The 24,047-nt window shown below is 71.8% G+C and carries 19 protein-coding genes and 1 riboswitch; of the genes, 16 read left to right on the plus strand and 3 right to left on the minus strand.

Annotated elements, in window-relative coordinates; all coding sequences use genetic code 11:
• Positions 1–60: 60 nt before the first annotated feature.
• Positions 61–474: a VOC family protein gene (locus tag test1122_RS02305; protein WP_232267471.1), complete on the plus strand. Its 414-nt coding sequence runs from the start codon at positions 61–63 to the stop codon at positions 472–474.
• Positions 475–980: 506 nt separating this feature from the next.
• On the opposite strand, the gene test1122_RS02310 is transcribed toward test1122_RS02305, so the two are convergent.
• From test1122_RS02310 to test1122_RS02320, 3 genes are all read right to left on the minus strand, one after another.
• Positions 981–2,360: a hypothetical protein gene (locus test1122_RS02310; protein WP_232267472.1), complete on the minus strand. Its 1,380-nt coding sequence runs from the start codon at positions 2,358–2,360 to the stop codon at positions 981–983.
• A 65-nt stretch (positions 2,361–2,425) separates the two neighbouring features.
• Positions 2,426–3,574, minus strand: a complete 1,149-nt coding sequence (locus test1122_RS02315) for an alpha/beta hydrolase (RefSeq protein WP_232267473.1) — start codon at positions 3,572–3,574, stop codon at positions 2,426–2,428.
• A gap of 59 nt (positions 3,575–3,633) precedes the next feature.
• The gene (locus tag test1122_RS02320) at positions 3,634–4,296 is read right to left on the minus strand and encodes a class II aldolase/adducin family protein (protein WP_232267474.1); all 663 of its coding nucleotides are present in this window, start codon (positions 4,294–4,296) and stop codon (positions 3,634–3,636) included.
• A 199-nt stretch (positions 4,297–4,495) separates the two neighbouring features.
• Between test1122_RS02320 and test1122_RS02325 the strand changes: the two genes are divergently transcribed.
• The 15 genes from test1122_RS02325 to cobC all read left to right on the plus strand — a co-directional run bounded on the left by test1122_RS02325 (position 4,496) and on the right by cobC (position 24,037).
• Positions 4,496–5,758: an inorganic phosphate transporter gene (locus tag test1122_RS02325; RefSeq protein ID WP_232267475.1), complete on the plus strand. Its 1,263-nt coding sequence runs from the start codon at positions 4,496–4,498 to the stop codon at positions 5,756–5,758.
• Between the two features lie 33 nt (positions 5,759–5,791).
• Entirely contained in the window at positions 5,792–6,004 is a 213-nt protein-coding gene (locus test1122_RS02330) for a hypothetical protein (protein ID WP_232267476.1), read from the plus strand.
• 194 nt (positions 6,005–6,198) lie between these two features.
• Positions 6,199–6,329: riboswitch (cobalamin riboswitch) on the plus strand.
• Positions 6,330–6,450: 121 nt separating this feature from the next.
• Positions 6,451–7,368, plus strand: coding sequence for a cobalamin biosynthesis protein (locus test1122_RS02335; RefSeq protein ID WP_232267477.1), 918 nt, complete (start codon positions 6,451–6,453; stop codon positions 7,366–7,368).
• A complete protein-coding gene (locus test1122_RS02340) occupies positions 7,365–8,879 on the plus strand; it encodes a cobyric acid synthase (RefSeq protein WP_232267478.1) in 1,515 nt (504 codons plus the stop codon). Before test1122_RS02335 ends, test1122_RS02340 begins: the two co-directional genes overlap by 4 nt.
• Complete coding sequence (gene cobN, locus test1122_RS02345; protein ID WP_232267479.1) at positions 8,876–12,754, plus strand: cobaltochelatase subunit CobN; 3,879 nt, start codon at positions 8,876–8,878, stop codon at positions 12,752–12,754. Before test1122_RS02340 ends, cobN begins: the two co-directional genes overlap by 4 nt.
• 151 nt (positions 12,755–12,905) lie before the next feature.
• A complete protein-coding gene (locus test1122_RS02350; protein WP_232267480.1) occupies positions 12,906–14,906 on the plus strand; it encodes a putative cobaltochelatase in 2,001 nt (666 codons plus the stop codon).
• Positions 14,906–15,502, plus strand: a complete 597-nt coding sequence (cobO, locus tag test1122_RS02355; RefSeq protein WP_232267481.1) for a cob(I)yrinic acid a,c-diamide adenosyltransferase — start codon at positions 14,906–14,908, stop codon at positions 15,500–15,502. Before test1122_RS02350 ends, cobO begins: the two co-directional genes overlap by 1 nt.
• Positions 15,496–16,848 carry a cobyrinic acid a,c-diamide synthase CobB gene (locus test1122_RS02360; protein WP_232267482.1) on the plus strand — a complete coding sequence of 451 codons (1,353 nt, stop codon included), beginning with the start codon at positions 15,496–15,498 and terminating at the stop codon, positions 16,846–16,848. The genes cobO and test1122_RS02360 overlap by 7 nt, the downstream gene beginning before the upstream one ends.
• Positions 16,845–17,606, plus strand: a complete 762-nt coding sequence (gene cobI / locus test1122_RS02365) for a precorrin-2 C(20)-methyltransferase (RefSeq protein WP_232267483.1) — start codon at positions 16,845–16,847, stop codon at positions 17,604–17,606. Before test1122_RS02360 ends, cobI begins: the two co-directional genes overlap by 4 nt.
• On the plus strand, positions 17,603–18,415 hold the full coding sequence (gene cobM, locus test1122_RS02370) for a precorrin-4 C(11)-methyltransferase (protein ID WP_232267484.1): 813 nt from the start codon (positions 17,603–17,605) through the stop codon (positions 18,413–18,415). The genes cobI and cobM overlap by 4 nt, the downstream gene beginning before the upstream one ends.
• Positions 18,412–19,674 carry a precorrin-6y C5,15-methyltransferase (decarboxylating) subunit CbiE gene (cbiE, locus tag test1122_RS02375; RefSeq protein ID WP_277879788.1) on the plus strand — a complete coding sequence of 421 codons (1,263 nt, stop codon included), beginning with the start codon at positions 18,412–18,414 and terminating at the stop codon, positions 19,672–19,674. Before cobM ends, cbiE begins: the two co-directional genes overlap by 4 nt.
• Positions 19,671–21,416, plus strand: coding sequence for a precorrin-3B C(17)-methyltransferase (cobJ, locus tag test1122_RS02380; protein WP_232267485.1), 1,746 nt, complete (start codon positions 19,671–19,673; stop codon positions 21,414–21,416). The genes cbiE and cobJ overlap by 4 nt, the downstream gene beginning before the upstream one ends.
• Complete coding sequence (locus test1122_RS02385) at positions 21,413–22,021, plus strand: precorrin-8X methylmutase (protein ID WP_232267486.1); 609 nt, start codon at positions 21,413–21,415, stop codon at positions 22,019–22,021. Before cobJ ends, test1122_RS02385 begins: the two co-directional genes overlap by 4 nt.
• Positions 22,018–22,941, plus strand: a complete 924-nt coding sequence (locus tag test1122_RS02390) for a sirohydrochlorin chelatase (protein WP_232267487.1) — start codon at positions 22,018–22,020, stop codon at positions 22,939–22,941. Before test1122_RS02385 ends, test1122_RS02390 begins: the two co-directional genes overlap by 4 nt.
• Positions 22,925–24,037 carry an Rv2231c family histidinol phosphate aminotransferase CobC gene (cobC, locus tag test1122_RS02395; RefSeq protein ID WP_232267488.1) on the plus strand — a complete coding sequence of 371 codons (1,113 nt, stop codon included), beginning with the start codon at positions 22,925–22,927 and terminating at the stop codon, positions 24,035–24,037. The genes test1122_RS02390 and cobC overlap by 17 nt, the downstream gene beginning before the upstream one ends.
• Positions 24,038–24,047: the final 10 nt, after the last annotated feature.

Raw genomic sequence — 24,047 nt, forward strand, 5'->3', positions numbered from 1 at the left:
GACCCCGCTGAAAGGCTGTGAGACAGGTCTCAATCTCAATCGAGAGGACAGGTGATCACCATGGCAGGCACGGCTGAGTCGCCCACCGTCTATCCCACCCTGCTGTACCGGGACGCGCATGCCGCCATCAGGCTGCTGACAGAGGGCTTTGGCTTCACCAAGGACGCGGTGTACGAGAGCGAGGGCGGCTACGTTGTGCACGCCGAGCTGTCCTACGGCAACGGCAAGGTCATGCTCGGCACCAAGGGTGGCGAGGGGGAATTCGCCAAAGCGATGAAGGACGCGGGCCCGGCCTCGGTTTATGTCGTCGTTGACGACCCGGACGCCCACCACAAGCGCGCCGCGGAGTACGGGGTGCCCGTCCTGATGCCGCCGACTGACCAGGACTATGGCGCTCGCGACTACATCGCCTGCGATACCGAGGGGAATGTCTGGTCGTTCGGCACGTACGTTCCTGGGCAGAGCGGGAGCTAGGCCGGGGCGGGGCTCCGTCCCAGCGAGGGGTGCCGTGGGGGTGGGTCCCGGCTACCGATATGCGGCTCCGCCGCGTGGCGGGGCTTCGCCCGGCTGCGGGGTGCCGTGGGTGGGTTTCCCCAATTCCCGCCCCTTCCCGCTGTACCGATATGCGGCTGCGCCGCGCGGCGGGGCTTCGCCCCCGGGTGCGGGGTGCCGTGGGTGGGTTTCCCCAATTCCCGCCCCTTCCCGGAAACCGGGGCTTCGCCCCGGGGCCCCGGGGGTTGGTCCGGTGCGGGACGGTGGCCGGGTGTTGTGCCCACCCACAGCCCCTCGCGGGGCTGCGAGTGCCCACAACACGGGGCGGGGGGCTGGGGGCGCAAGCCCCCAGTTTCGGGAAGGGGCCGGGTTCGGGGAACTCCCACAGCCGACAACGGCGCCCAGCCACCCACCCGACGGACGGAGTCCGGCGCAGGCGGCCCGAAGCTTGTGAGGCCCCCCAGGGGCCGAACAATGCGAGGCCGCCGTCAAGAAGAAGAGGAGGGCGTGCCGGTGTGGAGTTGGAAGGCTGCTCGGCGGACCGCCTTGGCGAGTGCCAAGTCGGGGTGGGCGGCGGCGATGGCGACCAGCACCTGCACCGTGCGCGGGTGGCCGGTGGCGCGTACTTCTTCCAGCAGTCGGGGCACCGTTGTCTGAACGGCCGAGTCCAGGTGGTCGATGAGGAGCTGGCTCTCACCGTGGTCGGCGACGGCCGCGGCGGTGTCGACCCAGAGCCAGGTCGCCTCCTCCCGGGTGAGCACCCCGGGCGCGCCGAACGCGAGATCCTCAGGGTCGGCGCCCTCGTGTTCGGCGAGCCAGAGCAGGGCGTAGGGGCGCAGGGTCGGTTCCTCCAGAACGCTCCGCACGGCGGGCTCAGCGGGTGCACCGACGACGCGGAGCGCCTCGAAGGCCAGCCCGCGGATGAGGGCCTCCTCGCCCCGGGCGGCATCGAGGAGTTCGGTGACCGCCGGCCCGGTGGGGCGGGCGGCGAGCCAGGCACGGTATTCATTGCGGGCCGGGCCCGGGGAGAGCCGGGCGCAGCCGCGCAGCATGTTCTCGGCGGACTGCTCGATGTTCCCCACCGGGCTGAGCGCGGCGACGCAGATCTGTTCCAGCTTCACCCAGACCGCCCAGTTGCCCAGCGGTGTGAGTACGGCCTGTCCCGTCTGTCCCTGGCCCTGACAGCGGGTCAGCGCGCCAACGGCCGCGAGCCCGTCGAGGGCCCAGCCGAGCAGCGCGGTCAGCTCCTCAGGAGACGGCTCCCGCGCCTCATCGCCGGTCTCCGCCCGTTCCGCACGCAGTTCCGTGATCCGCTGCGTCAGGAGTTCCAGCAGCGCCGGCTCCGTGACGGGACCTGAGGACAGATGCATCACGGAGAGGAACTGCGGTGCCGCGACCACGACTTCACTGACTACGGCGGCGTCGGCGGTGGCGGGCGCCGGGTGGACCAGTGACCAGGCGTCAAAGAGGGCCACCCAGCCGCGCAGTACGGCGGAGTCATCACGGTCCCAGGCGCGCAGCCGCCACCCGGCCTGTACGACGCCCTGGTGCAGTTCGACAAGTCCGGCCAGCCGCGCCCGGTCCCAGTGGCTGCGGACCTGGTCAACCGGCATCCGCTGCTCGGCTGCGGCCCGCTCCGGCGCCAGGGCCGGGGAGGCCCCGGTGGTGCCGGCCCAACGGGCCAGCCGTACGGCGTCGCTCAGGGCCGCCCGCGCCTGGCGGGCCAGTTGGTCGCGCGGCGCCAGGGACTCGGGCGGCCTCGGCGCGGGCCGGGTACGCCGGATCGTCACCGGTCGGCTGGGGGAAGCAGCGAGGGCCTGCTGGGGGACAAGGCTCAGTCGGTTGTCTCGCGGGGTACGGGACGTCACACCAGCAGTCTTCCTCGTGACCTTCCAAAAGCCCAAAACGGCCCCCGTTCTTCTCATGCGGGCTCTTACATGAGCGGGGTGAGGAAACGCCGCAGGGCCTCCTCGTATCCGTTCGGATCAGCGTTCCACATCGCCGCGTGCGGGGCCCGGTGGACGGTGTGCAGGGTAATCAGCTCGGGCCGCTCCCCGGCGAAGGCACGGGAGGCTTCCCAGGGTGCGATGGTGTCGTCCGGCCCGTGCAGGAGGAGAGCGGGCGCCCTCAGTCTTGTGGGGTCGGCCACCTCGGCCAGCCGTTCCGCGTGCAGCCCGGCGCGGCCCTGCGCCGCCCGTACGGCCAGTGGCACGAGCGCGCCGGGCACCCGGCGAGCGGCCAGCGAACGCAGAGTGGCCCGCCAGTCGAGGACAGGCGAGTCGAGCACCAGTCCGGCGATATGTCCGCGCCGCGCGGAACGGGCGGCGGCGTGCAGGGCCATGGAGGCGCCGGTGGACCAGCCATGCAGAACGATCCGCTGGGCCCCGGAACCGATGGCGTAGCGCATCGCCGCATCGAGATCACGCCATTCGGAGTCGCCCAGATGCCCGACGCCATCGGGGGCACGGGGCGCTCCAGCGTCTCCCCGGTAGGCGATATCGAGCGTCGGGAGCTGGTGCCGGTACAGAAAGGGGAGTATGACCAGCGGCTGTTCCCGGGTGGTGCCGAGACCGTGCACGGTGATTACCCAGGTGTCGCGGGAGCCGGGCACAAGCCAGGCGGGCAGCGGGCCGAGTTCACTGGGCACTTCGACTTCCGCGCAGCTGAGGTCGAGGGCGTCGCGGGGGTTGCCGATGTACACCTGTGGGGTCAGCCGCACCCGGGTGCCGGGGGCGAGTTCGCCATGGGTGATCCGTACCAGTCTCCGTACGACGGTATCGGCGGTGGCAGCGGTGGCAGCATGGTGCTCGCCGTCGAGCACCTCCCCCACCACGGCATGGCAGCCGCGGCCGGTCAGCCCGTAGACGCCGGGCAGGCGGGAGGCCAGCGTCCGGGTGAGTGCGATCCGTCCGGAAGCGATGGAGTGCACGGTCAGCTCGGGGCCGTCGAACCCGGCCGGGGCACGGCGGTCGGCGGAGGGCCGCAGCGCGGCGTCGGCTGCGTACCGCCCCGCCGCCACGGCGGCCACGGTGGCACCCAGCACGGTGGTGGCGGCGACGGCCGCCGCGGTACCCCTTCGCATCCTGTCCAGTGTCGGTCCGCCGCGCCGCCGCGGCCAGTGGGCCGCGGTGGCCGGGTGACTCAGCTGAGCGACCGCTGCCCGTATCCGCGCAGCCGGTCGGCGACCCGGGCCAGTTCCTCGGGCGACAGCACGGTCGGGGTACGTCCGGGTACGGAGCTGGCGGCGAGCCAGACCCTGCACATCCACTCCAGCTGGGCGGTGCGGTCGTAGGCCTGGTCAAGGCTGCGCCCGTACGTGATCGTGCCATGGTTACGCAGCAGGCAGCCGGTGCGCTCACGTAGCGCCATCAGGGTGTGCGCGGCCAGCTCATCGCTGCCGTACGTGGCATACGGCGCCACCCGTACCGGCCCGCCCAGGGCGGCGGTCATGTAATGGATGGCCGGGAGCTCGTCGACGAGCGTGGAGACGGCGGTCGCGTGCACGGCGTGGGTGTGCACCACGGCGGTGGCGTCCGTACCCCGGTAGATCGAGAGGTGCAGGGGCAGCTCACTGGTCGGGCTGAGGTCACCGGCTGTCCGCCGCCCGTCGAGGTCGACGGCGCACAGCTCATTGGGGCCGAGCCGGTCATAGGGGACGCCGCTGGGAGTGACCAGTACGGTGTCGCCCACCCGCACCGAGACATTGCCCGAGGTGCCGACGACCAGCCCGTCCGCCACGGTCCGCCGGGCCGTGGTCACCAGCTCGCGCCAATGGCCTTGCCATGCCTGCCAGTCCTGCCGCATATGCCGCACCTCCGACGGGGACTGTAGCGCGCGCTGAGTGACCAGGATCTCTCCAACGGTCTTTCAGCGGCCAGTCGGCGGAAGGGTGAGGCCGGGACGCCGCCTGGGAAACCCCAAAGCCCGGCCCAGTTCACTTTCCGTTCACCAAATGTCTCTACATTCGCCGGGCCCACTGACCGCCAAACTGATTGCCGGGTGAATGGAACACATCACGCTTCTCATCGGGATCGTGATCGTCACCGCCTTGGTGTTCGACTTTACGAACGGCTTCCACGACACGGCCAACGCCATGGCCACCACCATCTCCACCGGGGCGATGAAGCCCAAGGCCGCGGTGGCGATGTCCGCGGCACTCAACCTCGTCGGCGCCTTTGTCTCCGTCGAGGTCGCCAAGACCATCTCCTCCGGAATCGTTGACGAGGGCGCCGGTATCCGACCGGAAGTGATCTTCGCTGGTCTGGTGGGCGCGATCACCTGGAATCTGCTGACCTGGCTCGCCGGTCTGCCCTCCAGTTCTTCACACGCCCTGATGGGTGGTCTGATCGGCGCGACCGTCGCCTCGGCCGGATTCCGCGCCGTCAACGGCGATGTCGTCGTCATGAAGGTGCTGATTCCGGCACTGGCCGCCCCCCTCGTCGCCGGTATCGCCGCGATGTTCGCGACCCGGCTGACCTACCGGCTGGCGCGCAGGGCCGATCAGCAGCAGACCGCCAAGGGCTACCGGGCGGGGCAGATTACCTCGGCCGCCCTGGTCTCCCTGGCCCACGGCACCAACGACGCGCAGAAGACCATGGGTGTGATCACCCTCGCGCTGATCACCGGTGGCGCGCTCGCCCCGAGCTCCGATCCGCCGACCTGGGTCATCGCCTCAGCCGGTCTCGCCATCGCGCTCGGCACCTACCTCGGTGGCTGGCGCATCATCCGCACCATGGGCAAGGGCCTCACCGACATCCAGCCGCCGCAGGGCTTCGCCGCCCAGACCAGTGCCGCGGCCACCATCCTGGCCTCGTCCCACATCGGCTTCTCGCTCTCCACCACGCATGTCTGCTCCGGCGCGGTCATGGGCTCCGGGCTGGGCCGCAGGGGCGGAATCGTCCGCTGGTCCACCGCGACCCGGATGTTCGTCGGCTGGGGGCTGACCCTGCCCGCCGCCGCGCTGATCGCCGCGATCTCGGCGGTCCTGGCCAGTCAGGGCGCCTGGGGAGTCGGCACGGTCACCTTCCTCCTGGTGGCCAGCTGCACCACCATCTGGTTCGCCTCCCGTCGCCAGCCGGTCGACCACACCAACGTCAACGATGTGGCGCCCATCAGTGACATACGCACGGAGCCCCAGGGTGTCGTCACCGCCGCCGTCCAGGCCGTCGCCCCGCCCCCGGCAGGCACCATGCCCGCCGAGCAGCAGAACGCCGAGCAGCAGAACGCTGAGCAGCCCGAACAGCCCGCTGCCAGCGTCACCCCATAAGCCAGGCACCGTAATCCAGAAGGAACCACCACGATGAACATTGACTGGGCCGCCCTCGGCCAGGTCTTCGGCGTCAGCCTCGTGGCGACCGTGGCCCTGGTGGGTGTCTTCACGCTCGGCATCGTCGGCTCCTCCGCCCGCAAGGCGGACGGCGGCTCGACCGCGCTCGCCCGGACCGGCGCGTACATCTGCTACGCCCTGTGCGCGATGGCCGTGGCATACGGCATCTACATCATCGCGACCTGAGTCAGCCGAGCACAGCTGCACAACTGCACAGCTGGCACAACTGGCACAGTCGGCACCGGCGTTCCCCGAGGGGGTACGGGCACCGCCCGTACCCCCTTTCGTGTGTCTGCTCACACTCTCCTGTCGCAGGTCAGGGGTGAGTTGACGGCTCTGTCCGGGCATGGTGGACTGCCCGTTGCCAAACGGCGGCAGGAGAGGAAGCCGGTGCGAATCCGGCGCGGTCCCGCCACTGTCACCGGGGAGCACACCCCCACCCGAAGAAGTCACGGTCCCGCACGGAGGCTGGAAGACCGGGGGATGTGCCGATCCGGGAGCCAGGAGACTCTCACCGCCGGTCACGTCGAGCCAGGGCGAGGACCCTGAGTGAGGACATACCGCCATGCCTGGCATTTCTCCGCCCCCTGACCTGTTGACCGTACGAGGTACGACGGCCGGCTGACGACGCGATGCGTTTCTCAGCGACCGGCGCCGCGCTGGGTTATCTCTGCGATGTGCTCGCGGGGGACCCGCGCCGTGCCCACCCTGTCGCCGCTTTCGGGCACATTGCCACCACGGTGGAGCGCCGGCTGTGGCGCGATCACCGCGCCGCGGGCGCGCTGCACGCTGTGCTGTGCGTTGGGGGCGCAGCCGCCGGCGCGGCGGCGCTGACGCGGCTATTCCCCCGCCGCTCCAAGGTCCTTACCGCTGGGGTGACGTGGGCCGTGCTGGGGGGTACGTCACTCGCTCGCGAGGCGTGGGCCGTTCGGGACGCGCTGGCCGACGGGGACATCGAGCGGGCCCGGAAGCTGCTCCCGGGACTGTGCGGGCGGGACCCACAGGCGCTGGACGCGGACGGAATCGCCCGGGCCGTAGTGGAGTCGGTCGCCGAGAACACCTCGGACGCGGTCGTCGGCGCACTCGTCTGGGGCGCCCTCGGGGGCGTGCCGGGAATGGCCGCGTTCCGGGCAGTCAACACCCTCGATGCCATGGTCGGCCATAAGTCCGCCCGCTACCGCCGGTTCGGCTGGGCCGCCGCCCGGCTGGACGATGTCGCCGGGTGGCCGGGCTCCCGGCTCACCGCCACGCTGGCGGCGCTCCTCGGCCCGGACCGGCGCGGCGCGCTGCGTGCCTGGCGGCAGGACGCGGGCCTGCACCCCAGCCCCAACGCCGGGCCGGTGGAGGCCGCGTTCGCGGGCGCGCTGGGGGTACGGCTGGGCGGCACCCTCTCCTATGGCGGACGCGTCGAACACCGCCCGGTGCTCAACGCTCCCGGCAGAGCGGTCGAAGCAGCCGATATCGAGCGGGCTGTCCGGCTCTCCCGCCATGTCAGCGCACTGGCTCTGGCCGTGTGCTGCGCGGCCGGTTATGTGAAGGAGCGGACATGACGGGCGGCGGGCTCCTCGTGGCGGGAACGACCTCCGACGCGGGCAAAAGTGTGGTCACAGCGGGCATCTGCCGGTGGCTGGCGCGTAAGGGCATCAACGTCGCGCCCTTCAAGGCGCAGAACATGTCACTCAACTCCTTTGTCACCCGTGAGGGTGCTGAGATCGGGCGGGCGCAGGCCATGCAGGCGGCCGCCGCCCGGACCGAGCCGAGCGCGCTGATGAATCCCGTACTGCTCAAGCCCGGCGGGGACCGCACCAGCCAGGTCGTACTGCTGGGGAAGCCGGTCGGCGAGCTGAGCGCGCGTGGCTACCACGCGGCGGGGCGGCAGGAGCGGCTGCTCGGCACGGTGACGGACTGTCTGGCCGAGCTGCGGCGCACCCACGACGCGGTGATCTGCGAGGGAGCCGGGAGTCCGGCCGAGATCAATCTGCGGCGCGGCGACATCGTCAATATGGGTATCGCGCGGGCGGCCCGTATCCCCGTGGTGGTCGTCGGGGACATCGACCGGGGCGGCGTCTTCGCCTCCTTCTTCGGTACGACCGCACTGCTGTCCGCCAAGGACCAGGAGCTGGTCGCGGGCTATGTCGTCAATAAGTTCCGTGGCGATGTGACGCTGCTGGAGCCTGGCCTGGAGATGCTGCGCCAGCTCACCGGGCGGCCCACGGTGGGGGTGCTGCCGTTCCAGCATGGCCTCGGCATCGACGAGGAGGACGGGCTGCGCGTCTCGCTGCGCGGGACCGTGCGGGAGAGCAGCACCGCGCCGCCGCATGGCGCGGATGTGCTGCGGGTATCGGTGCTGCCGGTGCCGCTGATGTCGAACTTCACGGATGTCGACGCCCTGGCCGCGGAGCCGGGTGTGATCGTCCGCTTCAGCGACCGGCCGGAAGAGCTGGCCGACGCCGACCTGGTGGTCATACCGGGCACCCGGGGCACCGTCAAGGCGCTGCGGTGGCTGCGTGAACGCGGGCTGGCGCGCGCCCTCCTGCGCCGCGCGGCGGAAGGCCGGCCCGTGCTGGGCATCTGCGGCGGTTTCCAACTGCTGGGGGAACGGATCGAGGACGAGATCGAGTCCCGGGCCGGGACCGTGGACGGGCTCGGTCTGCTGCCGGTGCGGGTGCGCTTCCACCCGGAGAAGACGCTGGCCAGGCCGGTCGGTGCGGCGCTGGGCGCCCGGGTCGAGGGATACGAGATCCACCATGGTGTCGCCGACGTCACCGGTGGAGAACCCTTCTTGGACGGCTGCCGGGTCGGGGCCGTATGGGGCACGCACTGGCATGGCTCGCTGGAGAGCGACGTGTTCCGCCGTGCCTTTCTGCGCCGGGTAGCCGCAGACACCGGCCGCGCCTTCGTGCCCGCGCCGGACACATCTTTCGCCGCGCTGCGCGAGGAGCAGCTCGATCGCCTGGGCGATCTGATCGAGGAACACGCCGACACCGCAGCCCTGCTGCGGCTCATCGAAGACGGTGTGCCCGCCGGGCTGCCGTTCGTACCGCCGGGAGCACCCTCATGAGCACCGTTCTGTTGCTGTCCACCGCCGATACGGACCTCCTCGCCGCGCGGGCGTCCGGGGCGCCGTACCGGATCGCCAACCCCACCCGGGTCGATATCGCGGAGGAACTGCCGGGGTTGCTCGACGGCGCGGATATCGCCGTCGTACGGCTGCTCGGCGGCAAGCGGGCCTGGGAGGACGGGCTGGCCGCGCTCAAAGCCGCGGGGATCCCCACCGTGCTGCTGGGGGGCGAGTCCGTACCGGATGCCGAGCTGATGGCCAAGTCGACCGCCCCGGCCGGAGTGGTCGCCGAAGCACTCAAATACCTCGTCGAGGGCGGCCCCGGAAACCTGGTCGAGCTGGCCCGCTTTCTGTCGGACACGGTCCTGCTCACCGGCCAGGGCTTCGCGGAGCCGCAGAAGATGCCGGAGTACGGCGTCCATGGCGCCCGTCAGCGGAATGAGTCCCGGCCGACGGTCGGTGTGCTCTTCTACCGGGCTCATGAGCTGTCCGGGAACACCGCGTTCATCGACGTGCTCTGCGACGCCATCGAGGAGCGGGGCGCCAATGCCCTGCCGGTGTACTGCGGTTCGCTGCGCGGCGTAGCCGAGATGCAGCGGAGGGTGGGGGCCGGGAGCGAGGAACGAGCGGACGGCACCCGCCCGCAGCGGAATCAAGGCGAAGCGCGCACAACAGACGAGCGCGGCGTAGCCGAGATGCAGCGGAGGGTGGGGGTCGGGAGCGAGGAACGAGCGGACGGCACCCGCCCGCAGCGAAATCAAGGCGAAGCGCGCACAACAGACGAGCGCGGCGTAGCCGAAGAGCGCGGTGCCGACCCGGGGCTGTATGAGCTGCTGGGGCAGGCCGACACGCTGATCGCCACGGTGCTGGCGGCGGGCGGCACCCGGGCGAGCGATGCCAGCGCGGGCGGCGATGACGAAGCATGGGACATCGGCGCGCTGGCCGAGCTGGACGTACCGCTGCTGCAAGGGCTGTGTCTGACCTCGTCCCGCAAGGTGTGGGAGGAGTCGGATGCCGCGCTGTCGCCGATGGACGCGGCGATGCAGGTGGCGATCCCGGAGTTCGACGGGCGGCTGATCACGGTGCCGTTCTCCTTCAAGGAGGAGGGACCGGACGAGGTCCCGGTCTATGTCGCCGACCCGGAGCGGGCCCGCCGCGTCGCCGGAATCGCCGCACGGCACGCTGCGTTGCGGCATAAGCCGAACGCCGAGAAGAAGCTTGGACTTGTCTTCACCGCCTACCCGACCAAGCACTCCCGGGTCGGCAACGCGGTCGGCCTGGACACCCCGGCATCGGCGGTGGAACTGCTCGACGCGCTGCGCGAGGCCGGATACGGGGTCGACGGCTACCCCGACAACGGCGATGAGCTGATCCACCGCCTGATCGCCGCCGGTGGCCACGATGTGGAGTGGCTGACCGAGGACCAGCTGGCCACAGCGCCCGCCCGGGTGCCGCTGAAGGACTACCGGGAGTGGTTCGCGACGCTCAACCCCGAGCTGCGCGACGGAATGCTGGAGCACTGGGGCGAGCCCCCGGGCTCGCTCTATGTCGACGGCGACGACATCGTGCTGGCGTCGCTGCAGTTCGGGAATGTCGTCATCATGATCCAGCCGCCACGCGGCTTCGGCGAGAACCCGATCGCGATCTACCACGACCCGGACATGCCGCCCTCGCACCACTATCTGGCGGCCTACCGCTGGCTGGAAAACACCTTCGGCGCCGACGCCGTCGTCCACCTGGGCAAGCACGGCACGATGGAGTGGCTGCCGGGCAAGGGCCTGGGCCTGTCGGCCGGTTGCGCGCCGGACGCGGTGCTGGGCGATCTGCCACTGGTGTATCCCTTCATCGTCAACGATCCGGGCGAGGGCACCCAGGCCAAGCGGCGCGGGCACGCCACGGTCGTCGACCACCTGGTGCCGCCGATGGCCCGTGCGGACTCCTACGGCGATCTGGCCAAGCTGGAGCAGCTGCTGGATGAGTACGCGCTCGTCTGCGATCTCGATCCGGCCAAGGCCCCGGCCGTACGCAGCCAGATCTGGACGCTGGTACGGGCCGCCGAGCTGCACCACGATCTGCATGTCGACGAGCAGCCCGACGAGGACGAGTTCGACGACTTCGTGATGCATGTCGACGGCTGGCTGTGTGAGATCAAGGATGTGCAGATTCGCGACGGCCTGCACATCCTGGGCGGCGGCCCGGTCGGTGAGCCCCGGGTCAATCTGGCGCTGGCCGTCCTGCGTTCGGCCCAGGTGTGGGGCGGTGTCGGCGGCGCCCTGCCGGGGCTGCGGGCGGCGCTGGCCGAGCACTTCGGGCTCAGGGAAGCCGGTCTGCTCGCCGAGCCGGGGGCGCGGGTCATTGCGCCGGAAGCGCTCACGAAGCTGGCCGACGGGCCCGCCCGTACCGCCTCGGACGCCATCGACCTGCTGGAGCAGCTGGCGCGGCGGCTCGTGGAGGCGATGGAGGCACGGGACTGGGCCCCGGAGGCGGTGGCTCCGGTGGTTGACGAGGTGCTGGGCGTGGCGCTGCCGGACGCCGTACGTGTGCTGGAGTTCGCGGCGAATGAGGTCGTGCCACGGCTGGCCCGTACGACCGATGAGATCGGCAATGTGCTGCACGCGCTGAACGGCGGCTATGTCCCCGCCGGCCCGTCCGGATCACCCACCCGTGGCCTGGTGAACGTCCTGCCGACCGGCCGCAACTTCTACTCCGTCGACCCCAAGGCGATCCCGTCCCGGCTGTCCTGGGACGTCGGCACCGCGCTGGCGGACTCGTTGCTGGCCCGGCACCTGGCGGACAACGGGGCATACCCCAAGTCCGTCGGCCTGACGGTCTGGGGCACCTCCTGCATGCGTACCCAGGGCGATGACATCGCGGAGATCCTGGCGCTGCTGGGCTGCCGCCCGGTGTGGGACGAGGCCTCGCGCCGGGTGACCGGCTTCGAGGTCGTACCGCTGGAGGAGCTGGGCCGCCCGCGCATCGACGTCACGGTCCGCATCTCCGGCTTCTTCCGGGACGCGTTCCCCCATGTGGTGGGGCTCATGGACGACGCCGTACGGGCGGTGGCGGAGCTGGACGAGCCCGCCGAGCAGAACTTTGTACGGGCCCACGCGGACGAGGACACCGCCGGGCACGGCGACCGGCGCCGGGCCACGGCCCGTATCTTCGGCTCCAAGCCGGGGGCGTACGGGGCCGGGCTGCTGCCGCTGATCGACGCCCGCAACTGGCGCTCCGACGCCGACCTGGCCGAGGTGTACGCGGTGTGGGGCGGCTACGCATACGGACGCGGCCTGGACGGGCGTCCGGCGCGCGGTGATATGGAGTCGGCGTTCCGGCGCATCCAGGTGGCGGCGAAGAATGTGGACACCAGGGAACACGATCTTATCGACGCCGACGATTATTTCCAGTACCACGGCGGCATGGTCGCCATGGTGCGGCATCTGACCGGGGATTCCCCGGAGGCGTACGTCGGCGACAGCGCCGTGCCGGAACACGTCAAGACGCGGTCCCTGCAGGAAGAGACCCACCGAGTTTTCCGGGCGCGCGTGGTCAACCCGCGCTGGATGAGCGCGATGAGAAGGCATGGCTACAAGGGCGCCTTCGAAATGGCCGCGACCGTCGACTACCTCTTCGGATACGACGCGACGGCGGGTGTGGTCGACGACTGGATGTACGAAAAGCTCAGCGCCGAGTACGTCTTTGATCCGGAAAACAACCAGTTCATGCGGAAGTCCAATCCGTGGGCTCTCAGGGGCATCACGGAGAGGCTGCTTGAGGCGGCGGACCGCGACCTGTGGGCGGAGCCGGACCAGGAGACCCTGGACCGGCTCCGGCAGACCTACCTCGAGCTTGAGGGCGACCTGGAGGGTGACGCATGAGCGCCTCCGCACGGCGGTGTGGCCCTTCCCCAACCCCTCCCCCAGCTACCGCTGGGAGGCCCCGGGGCGAAGCCCTGGTTTCCGGGAAGGGGAGGGATCGGGGAAAGCACCCCGCCCGGCGCGGAACCGCAAATCAAGGAGGGACAACAGCGTGAGCACCCCGTACCCGTTCACCGCGATCGTCGGGATGGACCATCTACGGCTGGGTCTGCTGCTGAACGCGGTGTCCCCGGCGATCGGGGGCGTCCTGGTCCGCGGTGAGAAGGGCACCGCGAAGAGCACCGCTGTGCGGGCCCTGTCGGCACTCATGCCCGAGGTTCCGGTCGTCGCAGGATGCCGCTTCTCCTGCGATCCGGGCGCACCGGACCCGGGCTGCCCGGATGGGCCACATGAGACCGGGACCGGCACCGCACGTGCGGCCCGGATGGTGGAGCTGCCGGTCGGGGCGTCCGAGGACCGGCTCGTTGGGGCGCTGGACATCGAGCGGGCGCTCTCCGAAGGCGTCAAAGCATTCGAACCGGGTCTGCTGGCCGACGCGCACCGAGGCGTGCTGTATGTCGATGAGGTCAACCTCCTGCACGACCACCTGGTCGACCTTCTGCTGGACGCCGCCGCCATGGGCGCCTCCTACGTGGAGCGCGAAGGCGTCTCCGTACGGCACAGCTCCCGCTTCCTGCTCGTCGGGACCATGAACCCCGAAGAGGGCGAGCTGCGCCCGCAGTTGCTGGACCGGTTCGGGCTGACCGTCGAGGTCGCCGCATCGCGGGAGACCGATGAGCGGGTGGAGGTCGTACGACGGAGGCTCGCCTATGACGCCGATCCGGACGGGTTCGCCGCCCAGTGGGAGGCCGAGGAGACGGCCCTGCGGGAGCGGATCACCGCCGCGCGGGCGCTGCTGCCGGGCGTACGGCTGGGCGATGCCGCGCTGCGGCAGATCGCTGCCACGTGCGCGGCTTTCGAGGTGGACGGCATGCGGGCCGACATCGTCATGGCCCGCGCCGCGACCGCGCTGGCCGCGTGGGCGGGACGTACGGATGTACTGGCCGAGGATGTGCGACAGGCGGCGCTGCTGGCCCTCCCCCATCGCAGGCGCAGGAACCCGTTCGACGCACCAGGACTGGACGAGAACAAGCTCGACGAGACCCTGGAGCAGAACAGCGGCGAGGACGACGATCCGGACCCCGATGGTCCCGACGGCCCGGACGGCGGTCCCGGTGGTCAGCCGCCGCAGGATGACGGCGGTCAGCCGGAAGACGCGGCGCCCGAGCCGTCCGTGCCCGAGCAGCAGTCCCCCGGTGCGGAGGGCGGCGGCGACAAGACCCCGGCCCCGGCCGCCGAGCCGTTCAAGGCGCGTGCCCTCTCCGTGCCCGGCCTCGGCGAAGGCGCTGCCGGGCGGCGTTCCCGGGCGCGTACCGCGCAGGGGCGGACCACCGGGGCGCGGCGGCCCCAGGGCACCCTGTCCAAGCTGCACTTGGCGGCGACCGTGCAGGCCGCCGCCCCGCATCAGCGAGCGCGCGGCCGGTCCGGGCCGGGGCTGGTGGTCCGCCGGGATGACCTCCGGGAAGCGGTACGGGAGGGGCGGGAGTCCAACCTCGTCCTCTTTGTCGTCGACGCCTCCGGCTCGATGGCGGCCCGGCAGCGGATGAGCGCGGTCAAGGGTGCCGTACTGTCCCTGCTGCTGGACGCGTACCAGCGCCGGGACAAGGTCGGCCTGGTGACCTTCCGTAAGGCGGACGCCGAGGTCGTGCTGCCGCCCACGTCGTCCGTTGACGCGGCCGCCGCCCGGCTGGAGTCGCTGCCCACCGGTGGCCGGACCCCCCTTGCGGCCGGGCTGCTCAAGGCGCACGAGGTGCTGCGGGTGGAGCGGATGCGCGACCCGTCCCGCCGCCCGCTCCTGGTCGCGGTCACCGATGGCCGGGCGACCGGCGGGCCTGAGCCGGTCGTACGGTCGCAGCGGGCGGCGCGGCTGCTGGCCGCCGAGGGGACGGCGTCGGTGGTCGTCGACTGTGAGTCGGGGCCGGTACGGCTCGGTCTTGCGGGCGCGCTCGCCCAGGAGCTGGGCGGTCCGGCGGTGACGCTGGAGGAGTTGCGCGCGGACGCGGTGTCCGCGCTGGTGAAGGATGTACGCAACGGACGGAAGAGGGCCGCGTAATGCCTAAGGGACAGCCGACTGTCGTACCGGACGACGGGCTCACCACGCGCCAGCGGCGCAACCGTCCGCTGATCGCCGTGCATACCGGTATAGGTAAGGGCAAGTCGACGGCCGCCTTCGGGCTGGCGCTGCGGGCCTGGAATCAGGGCTGGCCGATCGGGGTGTTCCAGTTCGTCAAGTCGGCGAAGTGGAAGGTCGGTGAGGAGCGCGCGCTGCGGGTGCTGGGCGACTCGGGCGAGGGCGGGACCGTCGCCTGGCACAAGATGGGCGAGGGCTGGTCCTGGGTGCAGCGCGACATCGAGTCCAGCGAGGAGGCGGCCCGCGAGGGCTGGGCGCAGGTCAAGCGGGATCTGGCGGCCGAGACGTACAGGCTCTATGTGCTGGACGAGTTCGCGTATCCGATGCACTGGGGCTGGGTGGACACCGATGAGGTGATTGACACCCTGCGCACCCGCCCGGGCAATCAGCATGTCGTCATCACCGGACGCAACGCTCCGCAGGGGCTGGTGGACGCCGCCGATCTGGTGACGGAGATGGGCAAGGTGAAGCACCCGATGGACGCCGGGCAGAAGGGCCAGCGGGGCATCGAATGGTAGGAGCGGTACCTCGGCTGGTCATCGCCGCGCCCGCCTCGGGCAGCGGCAAGACCACCGTGGCCACGGGTCTGATGGCCGCCTTCACGGCGGCCGGTCTCGCGGTGTCCGCGCACAAGGTGGGGCCGGACTACATCGACCCGGGCTACCACGCGCTGGCTGTGTCCTCCCCGCGAGGAGACCGGCCGGGCCGCAATCTGGACGCGTATCTGTGCGGGCCGGAGCGGATCGCGCCGCTCTTTCTGCATGGGGCGGCCGGGGCTGATCTGGCGCTGGTCGAGGGTGTGATGGGGCTGTACGACGGGGCGGGCGGGCAGGGGGAGCTGGCTTCGACGGCGCATGTGGCCAAGCTGCTGCGGGCACCGGTCGTCCTGGTGGTCGACGCCTCTTCGCAGTCCCGCTCGGTCGCGGCGCTGGTGCATGGTTTCGCGTCCTGGGATCCGGAGGTACGGGTCGCCGGGGTGATCCTCAACAAGGTCGGCTCGGACCGGCACGAGGAGCTGCTGCGCGAGGCGCTCGATCAGTCGGGCGTGCCGGTGCTGGGCGCGCTGCGCCGGGCTCCCCAGGTCCGTACGCCCTCTCGCCATCTCGGCCTGGTGCCGGTGGCCGAGCGGCGTACGGAGGCGGTTGACGCGGTACGGGCGCTGGCTGCGCAGATCCGTGCGGGCGTCGATCTGGCGGCGCTGCTGACGCTGGCCCGTAGCGCGCCGAGGCTGCCGGAGACCCCCTGGGCACCGCCCGTTGTGGAGACCTCGCGGCGTCCGGTGGTGGCGGTGGCGGGCGGGCCCGCGTTCACCTTCTCGTACGCCGAGCACGCCGAGCTGCTGGGTGCCGCGGGCGCGGAGGTGGTGACCTTCGACCCGCTGCGGGACGAGGCGCTGCCCGAGGGCACCCGCGGCCTGGTCATCGGCGGGGGCTTCCCCGAGGTGTACGCGCCGGAGCTGTCGGCGAACGAGCCGCTGCGCAAGGCCGTGGCCGCCCACGACGGGCCGATCGCCGCCGAGTGCGCCGGACTGCTGTATCTCGCCCGGGAGCTGGACGGGAAACCGATGTGCGGGGTGCTGGACGCCACCGCCCGGATGACGCAGAAGCTGACGCTGGGATACCGGGAGGCGGTCGCCATCGGCGACAGCGCGCTGGCCGCCGCCGGGACCCGGGTGCGCGGCCATGAGTTCCACCGCACGGCCATGGAGCCGGGGGCGGGAGCGACGGCCGCGTGGGGATTTATCCACCCCAGGCGGCGGACTGAAGGGTTTGTGCAGGAGAACGTGCATGCCTCCTATCTGCATGTGCATTGGGCAGCTGAGCCGTCACTGGCTCAGCGCTTCGTAGAGAGGTGTGCTGTATGAGCCGTACGAGCCGTACGAGCCGTACGAGCAGCGAGCCACGGCTGATCGGGGTCGGGGTCGGCCCCGGCGATCCGGAGCTGGTGACCGTCAAGGGTGTGAACGCCCTGCGGGACGCCGAGATCGTGGTGGTCCCCGTGATGGATACGGGAGAGCGCGGCCGGGCCGAGGCGACCGTGCTGCACTATGTGGACTCCGCCAAGGTGGTCCGGGTGGTGTTCGCGCTCAATGAGCGCAGTGACCGGGCCCGTCGTGAGGCGGCCTGGGACGCGGCGGGTCAGCGCGTCGCGGCCCTGCTGCGGGAGCACGGCACGGTGGCCTTCGCGACGATCGGCGACCCCAATGTGTACTCGACCTTCAGCTATCTCGCCCAGACCGTCGGCGAGCTGGTGGCCGGGGTGACCGTGGAGACGGTGCCGGGCATCACGGCCATGCAGGATCTGGCCGCACGCGGTGGCGCCGTACTGACCGAGGGGACGGAGCCGTTGACGCTGGTGCCGGTCACCGCCGGGTCGGCGGTGCTGAAAGAGGCGTTGGAGGGGCCCGGCACGGTGGTGGCGTACAAGTTCGGGCGGCTCGCCGCCGAAGTCGCCGGCGCACTGCGGGATACGGGCCGTATCGACGGGGCGGTGTGGGGCTCGGCACTCGGGCTGCCCGAGGAGTCGATCCGGTCCGCCGCCGAGCTGGACGGCGGGCCACTGCCGTATCTGTCCACACTGATCGCCCCCGCCCACCGGGGCTCACGGGGGGACAAGCTGTGACTGCCAAGGTGACCATTGTGGGCGCCGGTCCGGGCGCCGCCGATCTGCTGACCTTCCGTGCGGCGCGGGCCATCGCGGAGGCCGACATCGTGATCTGGGCCGCCAGCCTGGTGCAGGAGGAGGTGCTTCAGCACGCTCGCGAGGGCGTTGAGATCCTTGACTCGGCGGCGATGTCGCTGGAGGACGTGATCGCGGTGTATGAGCGGGCGCGGCACGCGGGGCTGCGGTGCGCCCGTATCCACTCCGGGGACCCGGCGCTGTGGGGCGGCACTCAGGAGCAGGTGGACCGCTGCCAGGAGCTGGGCATCGAGGTGGAGATCATCCCCGGGGTGTCCTCGTTCTCGGCCGTCGCGGCGCTCGCCCAGCGTGAGCTGACGATCCCGGAGGTGGCGCAGTCGGTGATCCTCACCCGGCTCGGTGGCGGCAAGACGCCCATGCCGCCCGGCGAGGAGGTGCGGGAGTTCGCCCGGCACGGTACGACGATGGCGCTGTTCCTGTCGGCGGCCCGGTCCGGGCAGCTGACCGTGGAGCTGCTGGAGGGCGGTTATCCGACCGACACCCCGGTCATCATCGCCTATCAGGCGACCTGGCCGGAGGAGCTGATTCTGCGCTGCACGGTCGGCACGCTGGAGGAGACGGTGAAGGAGCACAAGCTCTGGAAGCACACGCTCTTCCTCGTCGGCCCCGCCCTGTCCGCCTCCGGCACCCGCTCGCATCTCTACCACCCCGGTCACTTCCATGGCTTCCGCCGGGCCGACCCCGACGCCCGTAAGGCGCTGCGCGCCCAGCACCGGACCGGCCGCCCGTGATCACTGTCGTAGGCACCGGTACGGATGCCGTCGTGCGGGGCGAGGCGGCGTGGGAAACAGCGTGGGAGGACGTGTCTCTGGTCGTCGGCGCTCGGCGCCATCTTGACGCCGCCGTCGTGCCGCCCGGTGTCCAGCGCGTTGTCCTGGGGCCGCTGGCCCCCGCGCTGGACGCGATCGAGAAGCACCTCGTACGGGGCCGGGTGCTCGTCCTCGCCTCTGGCGATCCCGGGTTCTTCGGGATCGTACGGGCACTCGCTGAACGGTTCGGGCCGCGGCGGCTCGATATCCGGCCCTGTATGCCGTCCGTCGCCGTGGCCTTCGCCCGGGCCGGGCTGCCGTGGGACGACGCCGCCGTGGTCAGCGCGCATGGCCGCGCACTGCGTACCGCGGTCAACGTCTGCCGCGCCCGCCCCAAGACCGCGGTCCTCACCGGCCCCGGGGCGGGGCCGGCCGAGCTGGGCGCGGCGCTCGCCGGTACCGGTATCGAGCGCACCCTGGTGGTCGCCGCCGCGCTGGGCGGCCCGGCCGAGAGCGTCGAACGGCTCTCCCCGGCCGAGGCGGCCGCCCGTGACTGGCCGGATCCGGTCAGCGTGGTGCTGTGTCTGGACCCCGCCAGGGCGCTCGCGCCCGCGCAGCGCACCCTCGCCGGTCCCCCGGCACCGCCCGCCGGCTGGGCGCTGCCGGAGGGCGACTTCGCGCACCGGGACTCGATGGTGACCAAGTACGAGGTGCGGGCGCTCGCGCTGGCCCGGCTGGGGCCGCGCCTGGGTGAGCTGATCTGGGATATCGGCGCCGGGTCCGGCTCGGTCGCTGTGGAGTGCGCACGGCTGGGTGCGGCGGCGATCGCCGTGGAGCAGACCGCCGATGGCGCCGGACGCTGCCGGGCCAACGCCGCCGCGCATGGTGTCGATGTGCAGACCGTGCACGGGGCCGCCCCCACGGTGCTGGACCAACTCCCCGACCCGGACGCCGTCTTCATCGGTGGCGGCGGCCGGGAGCTGCCCGCGATCGTCACAGCCTGCGCCAGGCGCGCCCGTCGCACCGTTGTCGTGACCCTTGCCGCGCTGGACCGCGTCCCCGGGGTACGGGCCGCGCTGGCCGCCGCGGATCTCACCGTCGACGGTGTGCTGCTGCACTCCTCCCGGCTGGCCCCGCTCCCCGGCGAGGTGACCCGTCTCGCCGCCACCAATCCCGTGTTCGTTCTGTGGGGCACCAGGGGAAAGCCCCCTGAGCCCGGTGTCGAAGGAGTTACCCCTTGATCGGCCTCATCTCCGCCACGGCGGCAGGCGCTGCCGCCCGCGACCGGCTGGCCGCGGCATGGCCGGACCGTACGCGGGTCTATGACGGTCCGACCGTGCGCGGGGCCGTGCGGCGTGCCTTCGCCGAGTGCGACCAGCTCGTCTGCTTCCTCGCCACCGGCGCCACGGTCCGTATCCTCGCCCCGCTGCTCGAGAGCAAGACCGCCGATCCGGGTGTGGTCTGTGTCGATGAGGCGCAGCAGCATGCGGTGTCCCTGCTGGGCGGCCACGCGGGCGGCGGAAATACGCTGGCGCTGGCGGTGGCCGATATGCTGCCCGGCTGCCGTCCCGTCATCACGACGGCGACCGACGCCGTCGGCCTTCCCGGCCTGGACACCCTCGGCTGGCCGGTGGAAGGCGCGGTCGCGGCCGTCAGCCGCGCCATCCTGGATGGTGCGCCCGTCGCACTTCGCGCGGACGGGCAGTGGCCGCTTCCGGCGCTGCCGCCGTGCGTGACGTCCATGCCGCACAGCGAGGGGTTCGCGGAGGACAACGCGCGCGGGGCGTACGTCCTCCGGGTCACGGACCGCGCCGTGCCGCTCAGCGAGAGCGAAGCCGTGCTCCGGCCGCCGTCGCTCACCATCGGTGTCGGCGCCAGCCGGGGTGCGCCCGCCGACGAGGTCCACGAACTGATCGAGCAAGCCCTTGAGGAGGCCGGGCTCTCCCCGCACTCCGTTGCCAAGCTGGCCACCGTGGACGCCAAGGCGGAGGAGCCCGGCATCCTGGCGGCCGCCGAGCGGCTCGGTGTGCCGCTGCGTACTCACCCGGCTGAGGCGCTGGCCCAGGTCGCTGTGCCGAACCCGTCCGACGCGCCGCGCGAGGCCGTTGGCACCCCCAGCGTCGCCGAGGCGGCAGCGCTGCTGACCGCTGGCGAGGGGGCCGGACTCCTCGTCCCCAAGCGGAAGTCCGCCCCCGGGTCCCGCCCGGCCATGGCCACCTGTGCCATCGCCCGGCGCCGTCCCCGGGGCCGTCTCGCGGTGGTCGGCCTCGGCCCCGGCGCCCGCGATCTGCTCACCCCGCGTGCCCGCGATGAGCTGCGCCGTGCCTCGGTGCTGGTCGGCCTCGATCAGTATGTGGACCAGATCCGCGATCTGCTGCGCCCCGGCACCCGGATCCTGGAATCGGGCCTGGGCGCCGAGGAGGAGCGGGCCCGTACCGCCGTGGCCGAGGCGCGTGCGGGGCACGCCGTGGCGCTGATCGGCAGCGGCGACGCGGGGGTTTACGCGATGGCCTCTCCCGCTCTGGCCGAGGCCTCGGCGGATATCGAGGTCGTGGGCGTGCCGGGGGTTACCGCCGCGCTGGCCGCCGCCGCGATTCTGGGGGCGCCGCTGGGTCATGACCATGTCTCGATCAGCCTCTCCGATCTGCACACTCCCTGGGAGGTGATCGAGCGCCGGGTCCGGGCCGCTGCCACAGCGGATATCGTCGTGACCTTCTACAACCCCCGCTCCCGGGGCCGCGACTGGCAGCTGCCCAAGGCGCTGGGCATCCTCGCCGAGCACCGGGACCCGGCCACCCCGGTCGGCGTCGTACGCAACGCTTCGCGCCCCGATGAGCGTGCCGCGCTCACGACCCTGGGCGGAATCGATCCCGCAGACGTGGACATGATGACCGTGGTGACCGTCGGCAACACCGCTACCCGTACCGTGGCCGGCCGTATGGTCACCCCCCGTGGCTACCGCTGGCAGGAGGCGAGGTCGTGACAACCGGCCGCCCGGTCCACCCCATTGAGCAGGAGTCCTACCGCATTCTGCGGTCCCGGCTGGATACCTCCCGGCTTCCGCCGCTCACCCGGGCGGTGCTGGAGCGAGTGATCCACTCCAGCGCCGATCCTGAGTACGCCACCGATCTCATCACCGATGAGGCCGCGCTGTCCGCCGCGCACACCGCGCTGCATCAGCGGGGCGCCCCCGTGGTCACCGATGTGGAGATGGTCGCGGCCGGGATCACCCGCCGCGATACCGTCTGCCGCCTCGCAGACGCCAAGGCGGGGCCGGAGCTGACCCGTTCCGCGCACGCGGTCCGGCTCGCCTATGAGCAGGTCGGCCCCGGCGCCGTCTGGGTGGTTGGCTGTGCGCCCACCGCGCTCTTCGAGCTGATCAGCCTGAAGGCCGCCCCCGCCCTGGTCATCGGCCTGCCCGTCGGGTTCGTCGGGGCCGCGGAGAGCAAGGCGGCCCTGCGGGAGAGCGGGCTTCCGGCCGTCAGCAATGTCTCGGAGAAGGGCGGTTCGGCCGTCGCCGCGGCCGCGCTGAACGCCCTCCTCTACACAGAGAACCCACACCGCACCACCCTCAAGGAGAATTCGTGACTACCCCGCCCGCGCTGCTTCTCGTCGGTCACGGCACCCGTGATGACGATGGAGCCGAGGCCTTCCGCTCGTTCGTCCGTGAGCTGGGCGAGCGGAATCCCCACATCCCGGTCGCGGGCGGGTTTATCGAGCTGTCCCCGCCGCCGCTCACCGACGCCGTCGCCGAGCTGGCCGAGCGTGGGGTGCGCCATTACGCCGCGGTGCCGCTGATGCTGGTCTCGGCCGGACACGCCAAGGGCGACATTCCGGCCGCCCTGGCCCGGGAGAAGGAGCGCCATCCGGGCACCAGCTATGCGTACGGCCGTCCCCTGGGCCCGCATCCGGCGCTGCTCAGCGTGCTGGAGCGCCGGCTGGACGAGGCACTGGGCGGCGGTGCCCGTACCCCCGCCGACCGGGCCGACACCACGGTGCTGCTGGTCGGCCGGGGCTCCACCGACCCGGACGCCAACGCGGAGGTGTACAAGGCGGCCCGGCTGCTGTGGGAAGGCCGGGGTTACGCCGGTGTGGAGACGGCTTTCGTCTCGCTCGCCGCGCCCGATGTGCCCTCCGGTCTGGACCGCTGCCGGGCGCTGGGTGCGAAGCGGATCGTGGTGCTGCCGTACTTCCTGTTCACCGGCATCCTCCCGGAGCGGGTGAAGCTTCAGACGCGGGGCTGGGCGGATGCCAACCCGGAGGTCGAGGTCCGCTCCGCGGATGTCATCGGGCCCACCGATGAGCTGGCCGGGCTTGTGCTGCGGCGCTATGAGGAGGCGATCGAGGGCGACATCCGGATGAACTGCGACTCATGCGTCTACCGGGTCGCGCTGCCCGGCTTCGAGGACAAGGTCGGTATGCCGCAGCAGCCGCACTACCACCCGGACGACAGCGGTGACGGGGGCCATCACCACCATCACCACGGCGGCCATGCCCACGCCCACTGAGCCTGCCGGGCCTGCCGGGTCTGCCGGGTCTGCCGGGTCTGCCGGGTCTGCCGAGCCTGATCTCCGGCATCACGGTGACGCGGAGATACGGGGGGCCGGTGCCGGGCTGACCGATCTCGCGGTCAATGTCCGCACCGGCACTCCCCCGGGCTGGCTCAAGGCCCGTATCGCCGCCTCGCTCGATGAGCTGGCGGCCTATCCGGACGGCCGGGCCGCCCGGCGGGCCGTGGCCCACCGCCACGGTCTGCCCGAGGACCATGTGCTGCTGACGGCGGGAGCGGCGGAGGCGTTCGTCCTCATCGCCCGTGCACTGCCCACCGTCCATCCGACCGTGGTGCATCCGCAGTTCACCGAGCCGGAGGCCGCGCTGCGCGATGCCGGGCATACGGTCCACCGCGCCCTGCTGAGCGAACGGAGCGGCTTCCGGCTGGACCCGGCGGCCGTCCCCCCGCAGGCCGACCTGGTGGTGGTCGGCAATCCGACCAACCCCACGTCGGTGCTGCACCCGGCGAGTTCCCTCGCCGCGCTGGCCCGCCCGGGCCGCACCCTGGTGGTCGATGAGGCGTTCATGGACGCGGTGCCGGGCGAGCGGGAGTCCCTGGCGGGCCGGATCGGGGAGCTTCCCGGCCATACGGTCGTGCTGCGCAGCCTCACCAAGACCTGGGGGCTGGCCGGTCTGCGGATCGGCTACGTACTTGCCGGTCCGCAGACCATCGCCGCGCTGGCCCACCATCAGCCGCTGTGGCCGGTCTCCACCCCGGCGCTGACCGCAGCGGAGGCTTGCTGCGGCCCCGAGGCGCTGCTGGAGGCCGAGACGGCGGCCAAGGAGTTCGCCGCCGACCGGGCCCATCTGCTGGCCCGGCTGGCACGGTTCGGCCAGCTGCGGCTGGCGTCACCGCGAGCCGAGGCGCCGTTCGTGCTCGTACACCACCCCGCGGCGATGGCGCTGCGGGCCCGGCTGCGGGAACTGGGCTTCGCGGTCCGCCGGGGAGACACCTTTCCGGGACTGGGCCCGCAGTGGCTCCGGCTGGCGGTACGTGACCGCGCGACGACGGACCGCTTCGCCCACGCGCTGACGGCGGCCGGGGTGGAGTGAGGCCGCCGCC

The organism is Streptomyces gobiensis (assembly GCF_021216675.1).
GTDB lineage: Bacteria > Actinomycetota > Actinomycetes > Streptomycetales > Streptomycetaceae > Streptomyces > Streptomyces gobiensis.